Origin of the sequence: Corynebacterium glucuronolyticum DSM 44120 (assembly GCF_030440595.1) — a bacterium.
Taxonomy (GTDB): Bacteria; Actinomycetota; Actinomycetes; order Mycobacteriales; family Mycobacteriaceae; genus Corynebacterium; species Corynebacterium glucuronolyticum.
The window spans coordinates 546,186-556,546 of the sequence record NZ_CP047452.1 but is presented as its reverse complement, the minus strand read 5'-3'; the positions used below and the strand labels follow the sequence as shown (position 1 = coordinate 556,546).

Here is a 10,361-nt window from a genome sequence, read left to right as displayed (position 1 = left end):
CAAGGTTTTGTCTAGTGAGTGTTAAGCGGCCTTAAAATTCACTGAGGATCATACTTTGGTTATAAAAAGTGCCCATTGTTCAACAAATTAGCACACGAGATACCCGTTTCGCCTGGTCGTTTTTCAAAAAAGTGACACCAGAACCCGCTCACGTCGATTTCCGGTGCCGTAGAAAATTTTTCCATTTCACCCCCAACCGGGGGTTAAAAATCGCATTTACTACATGTGCGTAGGTTAAGAAAGCTATTCCATCACCTGAGGAATCTCAACATCGAGTGAGGAATCTGTGCCAATGCTTAACGGCGACGGTTCTGCACCCTCGTGGATGCGCTGTGCCGCCACGGCGGCGATCATCACGCCGTTGTCGGTGCACAGGGAGAAGCGGGGAACGCGCAGCTCAATGCCCGCGGCATCGCAACGCTCCTGGGCGAGTTCACGCAGCCGCGAGTTCGCCGCCACGCCCCCGCCGAGCAGGAGCACGTCGGCCCCCACGTCCTGGCAGGCGCGAACAGCTTTGAAGGTGAGGACGTCGGCAACTGCTTCTTGGAAGGAGGCGCAGACATCCTCCACGCTGATGACGCGATCCTCACGTTCGGCGGCCTCCACATAGCGGGCGACGGAGGTCTTTAGGCCGGAGAAGGAGAAATCGTGGCGCGGGTCTTTCGGCTTCATGAGGCCGCGTGGGAAGGCGATGGCGTGCGGGTCGCCCCGGTGGGCGAGCTTGTCGATGACGGGTCCTCCCGGGTAGCCCAGCCGGAGGAGCCGTGCGACCTTGTCGTAGGCTTCGCCGGCGGCGTCGTCAAGCGTGGAGCCCAACTCGCGCATGGGGAGGCCGACGCGCTCGACCTCGAGGAGCTGGGTGTGCCCGCCGGAAACGAGGAGCGCGACGGCGTGGCCAAGTGGCGCACCCTCGAGGTTGGCCACGGCGACGTGCCCACCGAGGTGGTTGACCCCGTAGAACGGGACGCCCCAGGCGGCGGCGTAGGCCTTGGCGGCAGAAGCGCCGATGAGGAGTGGCCCGGCAAGTCCCGGACCGACCGTCGCGGCGACGGCATCGGGGCGGCCGATCCCGGCCTCTTCGAGGGCCTGGTGCATGACGGGGCTCATGGATTCGAGGTGGGCGCGGGAGGCGATCTCCGGGACGACACCGCCGAAGCGGGCGTGCTCGTTCATGGAGCTCGCCACCGCGTCGGCGCGGATTGTCAGCTCTCCGTCGTCGGAGAGCTCAACGATGCCTACGCCTGTCTCGTCGCAGGAACTTTCAACACCGAGAACTAACACAGTGTACCTTTCTTTCCCCCGTTCTTTTCGCGGTCGAAGACCGCGTCGCGGCGCATCGTCAGCGCGTCTGCACCGGAGGGCTGGTAGTAATTCTTCCGCACGCCAAGCTGCACAAAGCCGTGCTTTTTGTAGAGGCCGATGGCGGGGTCGTTGTCCACCCGGACTTCGAGGAAGACGGTGGACTGGCGGCGGTCGGCCTCGGCCAGGATGTCGCTCAGTAGCAGCTCGCCGATCCCCCGCCCCTGGTAGGCGGGGTCGACGCCGATGGTGTGTACCTCGGCCTCGCCGAAGCCGTAGCCGAGCCCCGCGTACCCGATGAGCGCACCGTCTCGCTCCGCGCCAACGTAGTACGTCCATGGGCTGCGCAGCTCCTCGGCGAACGCTGCCGCCGACCAGGGCGAGTCACCGGGGAAGAGCTGGGCTTCCAGCTCCTCCAACCGCGTCACGTCGGCGGCTGTGAGCGGGCGTAGCGTCGCCGGAGACGGCGCAGCTGACGGAACGCTAGAGCTGGACATCAGGGATCGCCTTGCTCTTCGGTTTCTGCTTCGGTTCTGCTGCATCAGGCCGACGCAGGTAGTGCGGGCGCAGCGGGTGCGGCTTACTGTCCCAGTCCGCGACGGCAACAAGGCTTGCCGGGGTGACCTCGACCTGCACGCGTGTGCCGGTGGTGGCGACTTTTTCGGCGAGGGCCTCCGGCACGCAGACAATGTCGGCTGCGGAGTATTCGCCGGATAGTTCTTCTGGCTTGACGACGTCCGGCCCCGCCACACGGTCACCGTTGTCGTAGGCCGCGACGTAGACTTCGTGCCGACGAGCATCGGTGGCGACGACGAGGCGGCCGGAGGCTGCCTCCGGGTGCACGGTAGCGACCTCGGCTGCGAGGGCGTCGAGGCTCATGACTCCGTAGACGGGGATGGACAGGGCGTCGGCAAATGCTTGGGCGGAGGCCATGCCCACGCGCAGGCCGGTGAAGGGGCCGGGCCCCTCGCCTACGACCACCGCGTCGAGAAGCGAGAAGTCACCGCCGGCTGCTACCAGTGCCTGTTGGACGAGGGGGGTGAGCAGCTCGTTGTGGTGGCGGGAGTCTGTGACAGATACGTCGGCGAGCACCGTGACCGTGTCCGTTGTGCGTGCGCACACCCCCACCACCAGCTTGGTGGTGGACGTGTCAATTGCCAGTACGTTCATTTACCTCTCCTTACCCGCCGCCGTGACGCGACCGGAACAATACTAACGCCCTAGTTGCCGGTGCCTGTGCCAGAGGTGCGCTTTTCGACGCTGATGTAGCGCGCCTCGGAGTCCGGGTCTTCCCGGACGGCGCGTTCGCGGTCGATGTCGACGTAGTAGTAGACGGGGGCGAGCTGCTCCATCATGCCGTCGCCCCATTCCGCCACGACGACCGAATCGGCCAACTGCCAGTCCAAATCGAGGGATTCGAGCACGTCCATCGGGTCCTCCCCTGACTCCCGCAGCCGGTAGGCATCGACGTGGATGAGCGCCGCGCCAGCCGAAGCATGTACTCCCGCCTCAGCGGAACCATGTTCTCCCGCGTCAGCGGGAGTACATGGTTTATGGACGCGGGCGATGGTGAACGTGGGCGAGGTTACCCGCCCCCGTACATTCATTGCGCGCGCGAGCCCACCGGTCAGGGTGGTCTTGCCGGCACCCAGTGGGCCGTGCAGCAGCACGACATCACCGGCGACAAGCATCCTGCCGAGGAGTTCCCCTACGTGTTGGGTTTCCGCGACCGATTCGCAGCGCACGGTCGCTCCCACGAGATCCTCACCGGTTGCCACATCGTCTATGGTCACCATCGGCTGTGGCGTGTCACCCATCGGCTTACCTTTCCGTTTCGTTATTCTCCACGCCCACTATACGTACGCTGCACGCGCCCACGCGGGCTGCACAACACCTCATAGTTGATGGTCTCCAGGTGCTCGGCCCACTCATCCACCGTCATCTCACCGTGGTCACCGGGCCCAAACAGGAAGGCCTCGTCACCGGGGTGAACCTGTGGCTCTTCGGGGCCGAGATCAACGACAATCTGATCCATGCACACGCGCCCCACCTGCGGGTATCGCTTGCCACCGATAGCGACCTCCAGTTTGCCCTGCATCCGGCGGGGTAGGCCGTCGGCGTAGCCCACGGGGACGATGGCGGTGTAACGATCCGTCGGAGCGTGCCACGTCATGCCGTAGGACGCCCCCTCGCCGGCGTGGATCTTCTTCACGATGGTCACGTGGGCGCTCCACGTCATCGCGGGGCGGAGGGTGTACCCGGCGGTATCGCCCTCGGGAAGGGGGCTGTAGCCGTAGAGAATAAGGCCGGGACGAACCGTCGAAAAGCCAAGATCACCCTTGGTGAGAACCCCCGGAGAGTTCGCAACGTGGTTGCGCGTGGGGTTGAGACCGCAGGCACGGGCGACGGCGAGGGCGCGGGTGAGGGTGTCCACCTGCTCACCCGTCAGCGGATTGTCCTCCTCGTCGGCACAGGCCAGGTGGGTGAACAGACCCGTGACCGTAAGGTGCGGAACACCGGCGACGAACCGGCAGAGCTCCTCCCAGTTCTCCTCATCCACCCCGGAGCGGTTCAGCCCCGTATCAATGACGAGGGTGACGGTGCGTGGAGTGGGATCCGCCGCGAGCGCCCGCGCCTGTGCCATCGACGCAAGCCCCAGGTCAATGTGCTCCTCCTGCCTAGGCAAATCTTGCTCAGGGTGCCAAATCCAGGCGAGGACGGGAAGCTCAGTCACCTCGCGCACCTGGCGCGCCTCGGGGATCGTCGCCACGCCGAAACCCGCGATACCCGCCTTCTCCAAGACGGGAACGACGAGATCGACTCCGTGGTTGTAGGCGTTCGCTTTCACCACGGCCATCACGTCGGCGTTACCTGCAGCTTTTCGCACCTCGCGGGCGTTCGAGGCGATAGCATCCAGATCAATGGTGAGCGTAGTAAGTTCCATAGTTTCAAAATTTTGCCACGAAAACACCTGTGGGGTTAATTAGCTCTCACCCCAGGTCACTCATGAGCCGGTAACAGTGGCTACCGAATGGTGCGACCAGGCTTATCCGCCAAGCGCACAACAATGACAGTCTTTCCGCCACGCTGAACAATTCCCACACCCGCGAAACGGTGTGGCTCATACATCAGCGCCGCCTCATGGCCGGGGCTTTTCATCCACTCAGCAAATGCCCGATTCGCGTCCACCCACGATCCCTGACCGCCGAAGAGCAGCTCACCGGCGTGGTTGAAGTAGTACGAACCCGTCTCATGGACGAGCGCAGGGGCCTGCGCACCAGGCGTTGACGCGACCAGGTGATCTGCCCAAGCCACAGAGCTGGCTGCCACATCGTCGTCCCACTGGAGGGCAGGTAAACCCCGATGGAGCCGTTCGGCATTGATCTTGTTAAAAAGCACCCGCTCGTTCTGCAGCACGACGTCCGCCCGCGAGTCCAAGCCCCGCTGCCGATCCATGATATTGACGATCCCGTCGACAGCCTGCCAGCCTGTGGCCACGGCGACGAGATCCACGATCACCCGCCGAATCATGTCCTGCACCTGCTGTGGCGCCCCGACACGCGCCGCAAACCCGACCAGGAGTGTGGACAGCTGCGTGGCGGTTTGTTCCATCCAGGTAGTGAGCGGATCCTGCGACGACCCGGCAGCGGTAGACGGGGCTGCAGGGGCGGCCGTGGCTTCCGGCGGACACGGAGCGACAACCAGGGCGGTACTCAGCACCGCGCCCGCCGTCGCAGCGGACAGCAGACGGTACCCGCATGAGTGTCCGTGCTTTCCTACCACGTTTCTCGCCTTCCTCATATACATACTTCCCGCTGCTACCGGGCGCAGCCTCAGGGATGCTACCAACCACATCGCCGCCTGCGGGAACCCCATCAGGTGACGCAGATACTGGCCAATGTACCGGACACGACCGATTTTGACAACGCCAAAGGAGCGCTAACCTGCACCTACACGCTGCAACAACAGCGACACGCGCCGAACCGCCAGGTGAAAAGTGTGGCACCCGCGCAAATCGAGTGGGACGAGAGGCACCGGCGGTGAATCTGGGGCAGCCGAAACAGTTACGCCACCGGTGGGACGGGGATCCTCACCGCGTGCAATTATCCACTATCCTGGTTACGTGGCTGAAAATCTAAAGAAGCAATTGTCCGTGTTGTCCAAGCGTGGCCCCCACCGTGTTCTCGTGGGTGACCTCGACTTCGCCGGCCTACCCGGCAAGGTGTATACACCTGCTGAAGGCTCCGGTATCCCCGGCGTGGCGTTCGGACACGACTGGATGCTGGGTCTCAAGCGTTACCACGCAACCCTCCGCCACCTCGCGAGTTGGGGAATCGCCGTGGCGGCTCCGTCCACGGAAACGGGCTTCACCCCAAACCACCGTGGGTTCGCCGCCGACCTTCAAACCGCGTTACAGGTGCTCGCGGGTGTGAAGCTGGGAAGTGGCAACGTAACCGTGTCTCCAAAGAAGCTTGGCTTGGCAGGTCACGGAATGGGCGGTGGAGCTGCCATTCTCGCGGCGCTTGATAACCCGCAGGCCAAGGCCGTCGCCACGATTTTCCCCGCCGTGACTAGCCCGTCGAACTACGAGGCTGCCAAGCATATGACAGTGCCCGGTCTCGTCATCGATTCCGAAACCAACGGCCTCATGGATGCGGGCAATCCCGCCACGGTGGCGTTCAACTGGGGCGCGGATGTGGCCTACAGGCAGATCTCCAACGGCAACCAGCTCGGCTTCGCCGAGGGAGCTCTCCTTCACCTCTTCGTCGGCCTCGGCCTGCCACAGACTTCCGCCCAAGAGAACATCCGCGGTCTTGTCACGGGCTTCCTGCTGCACCAGCTTGGTGGCGAAAAGAAGTACTCCGCCTTCTCTGCCTTCGAGGCGGAGGCAAAAAATGTTGGCTACCTCACCCGCGAGGAGCTTGCCGACCGCGCGGACATCGAGAAGGTTGACACCTCCTCCATCTTCAAGCGCTCCTAGCCGTAGGATGCATGGGAAAAACCCTGAGCCTCCGTAACCGGAATCCCAGGGCGTGCCTGCTTTAGACCTTTCCGAGCCTGCCGTGGCCGGTGGATACGTCCACCGGCCACCTTTTTATGTCAACACTGAGCGCACTGGCCCGCGTCCACGGGCTGTTTTCGACGGCACTTGTGCCGTTAGCGGTTTCCGCTGCGCCCCGTGTTCTCCGTATCCTCCTCGCCGTGCCGCCTGCGACGCGACGAAATCCTGGGTGGTCTTGCTCACCGCTTTCTCAAAAGTACGGAGGTTGGAGATGACTTTTTGATGGTAGCTTTCTTTAATCTCGTCGTACGCGCTCATCACCATCCACCTGCCTTACGGGCGCCACCTGCGTGACGCAGTGGCGGCGGCGTGGAGGAGGCAACCCCTGGTGTGGTTGGTGCGCCGGTTGCCACCGCTGGCCCTGCTGGTGCAGGGGCGGGTGCTGGTGTCGGCGGGGGTGTCGTGCATACCGGGGTCGGCGTCGGTGCGGGTGCTGGGGCGGGCTGAGCCGGTGCAGGTTTTGGTTCTGGTGCGGGAGTTGTCGCTGCCGCTGGCTCCACCGGCGGTGCAGCTGGCGGTGCAGCTGGCGGTGCAGGTGGGGCATCTGGTGACTCCCCTGTCAGCCCAGCAAGCAAATCCCCGAGGTTATTGTGCAGGAATTCAGCGATGAGAATACCTGCTCCCAGACCCAACAGTCCAGCAAGGATGCCCCCTGTCACAGCGGCAGAATCCCCATCCGGCTGGGGTGCGTGCTCTTCCGGCTGCGGGTTCTCTGTATCTGGCCACTCGTCTTCTGGCTGCGGATCTTCCTCATTGGGCTCAGTGTTCACCGGTGTAGACGTGTGCGTTCGGGAGTGATGTTCATGCCGCTCACCCAAGTCTTCGTCGGTGTGGGCATCTTGAGTGTGGGATTGGTCTTCTGTGGCATCTGCCGGAACAACCCGTCGCGTCTGCTGGTGGTTTTTCGCCTCGTCACCGTCGCATTCGCAATTGACGTTTACGGTAACCGAGTTGGTGTTGGTCTTCGTCCCCTTGGGTGGGGGTGTCACCTCGGGCGTGGCGGGCGTTGCCGGGATTGTTTCTACAGGCGGCGGGGTGGTGGAAGCGGGTTGTGTCGGCGGTGCCGGTGTTGGTGCCGGAGGCTGCGGAGTTGTCCCCGCCGGAGTTGTCGGCGTCGCCGTCGGTGCCGGCGGCGCCGGCGGCGCCGGCGGCGCAGCTGGCGGAGTAGAACCTGCGGGAGACGGCGGGCATGTCGGTGCTGGTGTCGGATCACACGAGGCACTCTTTCCTGTTTCGTGTTCTACCACGTTCGGGGCCGCACACGTCGCGGTATCTCCACCGCTGACACCGGCCCTACCCTCATTTGATTTGATGAAGGTGTCGAGGCACTGCTCTACCGCTTCGTCGCGGGCGGTACAGAGTTTGATGACACAGTCGCCTGTGGCATCAACGATTGCGCCGCCGGCCTTCACGCACGCGTCGTAGCCATCAGGGTCTTCATCGCGGTCGGTGGTGGCAAGTTGCTCCGCGAGTTTTTTCACGATGTCGTTGGTTTCCTTCGTAACACGAAGTATTTCTTTGGCCGCATCGGTGTCGATGTCCTCTGCGGTATCTCCAACATCATTGGCCTCCTTGCCTGCGTCGCCTGCGTCCTGGTCGCTTTCTTTCGACCGATCAAAGAGGCTTCTCAGCTTTTCCATGACCCATCCACCGGCAACACCGGCGACGTTAAAGAACACTGCTTCAAACAGCATCTCGAAGACGTACGAGAGGATGCCTTCCTTATTCCTCCGGTTGCGCGGGATAAGACGAGAGGTGGATCGTCGGAACAACCCGTAGTTGGCGCCGCGGGTGCGGGAGGCTTTTTCTTTTACTTCCTCTGCGCTGTGCTTCGGAACCCACAGCCCACCCGCGACTTGGGTCATCGTGTCTACGGAGTCTTTGTATGCGCTCGTGTCCGTCATCGTGTCGCGCCCTCCGCGTCGATGGCTCCCAATGTATGGACGTTCACGGCTTCCTGGCGTACCAGCTCATGAATCTGCGCCTCTGCCTTCCTCGTGGCGTTGATAAGCGTAAGGGAGCGCCGCAGGTTTTCCTGGTGAATCGAATTGAGTTGCCTGGCGATGATCCGCGCTTGGTCTGCGAACCCCTCCCCTAGCATGTCGCTGGTGACAATCGGCTCGCTGCCGCGCAGGTCGGCCGCAAAGGTCTCCAGCTGATCGCGGAGCTGCTGCAGCGTCCGCAGGCTCTTCTCGGTATCTATGTGCATGTTTCCCCCTGGTGGTTCACATTTCTTGCAGGTCGGTCCCCGCGGACGCGGTGCCCACCGTGCCCACCGGGTTCAGGCAGGAAAAGCGAGAAAGCCGCCCTCCTACCGTCTACTACTTAGACGGCACGAGAGCGGCAAATGGTTCCCCCAAACCAGATACTTCTTTTTCCTACACGTCGGCGACGACGGCGGCGAGCCTGCCGGCGATCTTCCGGGCGGTCGCCTCGTCGGGCGCTTCCACCATGACGCGGAACAATTCTTCCGTGCCCGAGGGGCGAAGGAGGACGCGACCGGCCTCGCCGAGTTCTTCCTCGGCGACGGCGATGGCTTCCTTCACCTGGGTGGAATCCGCGATCACGGTCTTGTCGGAGACGGGAACGTTGACCAGCACCTGCGGCAGGACCGTCATGATGGAGGCGAGCTCGTCGAGGGGCTTGCCGGTCTCCGCCATGCGGGCCATGAGCGACAGACCCGTGAGCAGGCCGTCGCCGGTCGTCCCCCAGTCGGGGAAGACAATGTGGCCGGACTGCTCGCCACCGAGGCTGAGGTCGCTGGCGCGCAGTTCCTCGAGCACGTAGCGGTCGCCCACTTTGGTGGTCTTCAGGTCGATGCCGTGGTCGTTCATCGCCAGCTTGAGGCCGAGGTTGCTCATCACCGTGGCAACGAGGGTGTTGTCCTTCAGGTCTCCTCGATCCTTCATGGCTGTGGCGATGATTGCCATGATCTGGTCACCGTCCACGACGTTTCCATGCTTGTCGACGGCGAGGCAGCGGTCCGCGTCACCGTCGTGCGCGAGGCCGAGGTCTGCTCCATGCTTGACGACGGCTGCCTGGAGCTTGTCGATGTGGGTGGAACCACAATTCTCGTTGATGTTGTACGAGTCGGGCGTGTTGTACATGGGGATGACGGTGGCACCGGCATTCTTGTAGGCCTCGGGTGCTACCTTGCTCGCTGCGCCGTTGGCACAGTCAACGACGAGGGTGATGCCGGTGAGATCCGTGTCGACGCAGGCTGCGAGGTGGTCAAGGTAGCGCTCCTTCGCGTCGGGAGCTTCCTCGATCACCTTGCCGATGGAGTGACCCGTCGGCCCGTCGTCGGGAAGAGTCTGCATGACCTGCTCGATTTCGTCCTCAACGGCGTCGGGAAGCTTGTGCCCGCCGCGAGAGAAGAACTTGATACCGTTGTCCGGCATCGGGTTGTGGGACGCGGAGATAACAACACCCATGTCGGCATCGTAATCATCTGTGAGGAAGGCGACGGCAGGGGTGGGGATGATGCCCACGCGGAGGACATCGACGCCCTGGCTGGCCATGCCGGCAGAAAGCGCTGCGGCGAGCATCTCGCCGGAGACGCGCGGGTCACGCCCGACGACGGCGACGGGGCGTCGCTTTGTCGTATCTGCATCGCGCGTGAGCACGTGGGCTGCCGCGGCACCAAGGCGCAATGCCAGAGGCGCGGTCAAAGTTTTGTTCGCCAGTCCGCGAACTCCGTCAGTTCCAAAAAGTCGAGCCATAAGCTCTCATGTTACAACGTGGCTCATTCCCCAGCCCGTTGAGCAGCATCCAGCGCAGCCGTGCTCATGCTCCGAGAGCAACAGACGAACACAGCGTGGGCCAGCCAAGTAATAACTTATCCGGTTGTTGGTTAGTCATCAGTGGCATGATCTTCTCGGGAAAACAGGCTCTAGTGGTTTGGCGGATATCCGTAGCCAGGTAGTCGGCATTCTGGCAAACAACACGCCAATTGGATTAGGAGTAGGAGCCCCTAGTGAACCGACCACCGGCTGTGATT

At 62.9% G+C, this 10,361-nt stretch carries 10 protein-coding genes; 1 reads left to right on the top strand and 9 read right to left on the bottom strand.

Going from position 1 to position 10,361, the window contains the following annotated elements:
* Positions 1-243: 243 nt before the first annotated feature.
* The 6 genes from tsaD to CGLUCO_RS02620 form a co-directional block, all read right to left on the bottom strand.
* Positions 244-1,281, bottom strand: coding sequence for a tRNA (adenosine(37)-N6)-threonylcarbamoyltransferase complex transferase subunit TsaD (tsaD, locus tag CGLUCO_RS02645; protein WP_005394918.1), 1,038 nt, complete (start codon positions 1,279-1,281; stop codon positions 244-246).
* Entirely contained in the window at positions 1,275-1,796 is a 522-nt protein-coding gene (gene rimI, locus CGLUCO_RS02640) for a ribosomal protein S18-alanine N-acetyltransferase (protein ID WP_005394916.1), read from the bottom strand. Before rimI ends, tsaD begins: the two co-directional genes overlap by 7 nt.
* On the bottom strand, positions 1,783-2,469 hold the full coding sequence (tsaB, locus tag CGLUCO_RS02635) for a tRNA (adenosine(37)-N6)-threonylcarbamoyltransferase complex dimerization subunit type 1 TsaB (protein WP_084036638.1): 687 nt from the start codon (positions 2,467-2,469) through the stop codon (positions 1,783-1,785). The genes rimI and tsaB overlap by 14 nt, the downstream gene beginning before the upstream one ends.
* Before the next feature lie 50 nt (positions 2,470-2,519).
* Positions 2,520-3,095: a tRNA (adenosine(37)-N6)-threonylcarbamoyltransferase complex ATPase subunit type 1 TsaE gene (locus CGLUCO_RS02630; RefSeq protein WP_070740501.1), complete on the bottom strand. Its 576-nt coding sequence runs from the start codon at positions 3,093-3,095 to the stop codon at positions 2,520-2,522.
* A gap of 41 nt (positions 3,096-3,136) precedes the next feature.
* Positions 3,137-4,243 carry an alanine racemase gene (gene alr / locus CGLUCO_RS02625; protein WP_070740422.1) on the bottom strand — a complete coding sequence of 369 codons (1,107 nt, stop codon included), beginning with the start codon at positions 4,241-4,243 and terminating at the stop codon, positions 3,137-3,139.
* An 80-nt stretch (positions 4,244-4,323) separates the two neighbouring features.
* Positions 4,324-5,082, bottom strand: a complete 759-nt coding sequence (locus tag CGLUCO_RS02620) for a CAP domain-containing protein (RefSeq protein ID WP_231286096.1) — start codon at positions 5,080-5,082, stop codon at positions 4,324-4,326.
* A gap of 340 nt (positions 5,083-5,422) precedes the next feature.
* On the opposite strand from CGLUCO_RS02620, the gene CGLUCO_RS02615 reads away from it, so the two are divergent.
* Positions 5,423-6,280, top strand: coding sequence for a poly(ethylene terephthalate) hydrolase family protein (locus tag CGLUCO_RS02615; RefSeq protein WP_005390446.1), 858 nt, complete (start codon positions 5,423-5,425; stop codon positions 6,278-6,280).
* A gap of 338 nt (positions 6,281-6,618) precedes the next feature.
* Here CGLUCO_RS02615 and CGLUCO_RS02610 read toward each other — a convergent pair whose 3' ends face one another.
* The 3 genes from CGLUCO_RS02610 to glmM form a co-directional block, all read right to left on the bottom strand.
* Positions 6,619-8,265, bottom strand: coding sequence for a hypothetical protein (locus CGLUCO_RS02610; protein WP_084036636.1), 1,647 nt, complete (start codon positions 8,263-8,265; stop codon positions 6,619-6,621).
* A complete protein-coding gene (locus tag CGLUCO_RS02605; protein ID WP_005390449.1) occupies positions 8,262-8,570 on the bottom strand; it encodes a hypothetical protein in 309 nt (102 codons plus the stop codon). The genes CGLUCO_RS02610 and CGLUCO_RS02605 overlap by 4 nt, the downstream gene beginning before the upstream one ends.
* 169 nt (positions 8,571-8,739) lie before the next feature.
* The gene (gene glmM, locus CGLUCO_RS02600) at positions 8,740-10,083 is read right to left on the bottom strand and encodes a phosphoglucosamine mutase (RefSeq protein WP_084036635.1); all 1,344 of its coding nucleotides are present in this window, start codon (positions 10,081-10,083) and stop codon (positions 8,740-8,742) included.
* Between the last annotated feature and the right edge of the window lie 278 nt (positions 10,084-10,361).

Coding starts and splice junctions, on each gene's coding strand:
- rimI (WP_005394916.1), bottom strand. CDS start 1,796: ATGTCCAGCTCTAGCGTTCCGTCAGCTGCGCCGTCTCCGGCGACGCTA.
- tsaB (WP_084036638.1), bottom strand. CDS start 2,469: ATGAACGTACTGGCAATTGACACGTCCACCACCAAGCTGGTGGTGGGG.
- CGLUCO_RS02630 (WP_070740501.1), bottom strand. CDS start 3,095: ATGGTGACCATAGACGATGTGGCAACCGGTGAGGATCTCGTGGGAGCG.
- alr (WP_070740422.1), bottom strand. CDS start 4,243: ATGGAACTTACTACGCTCACCATTGATCTGGATGCTATCGCCTCGAAC.
- CGLUCO_RS02610 (WP_084036636.1), bottom strand. CDS start 8,265: ATGACGGACACGAGCGCATACAAAGACTCCGTAGACACGATGACCCAA.
- CGLUCO_RS02605 (WP_005390449.1), bottom strand. CDS start 8,570: ATGCACATAGATACCGAGAAGAGCCTGCGGACGCTGCAGCAGCTCCGC.
- glmM (WP_084036635.1), bottom strand. CDS start 10,083: ATGGCTCGACTTTTTGGAACTGACGGAGTTCGCGGACTGGCGAACAAA.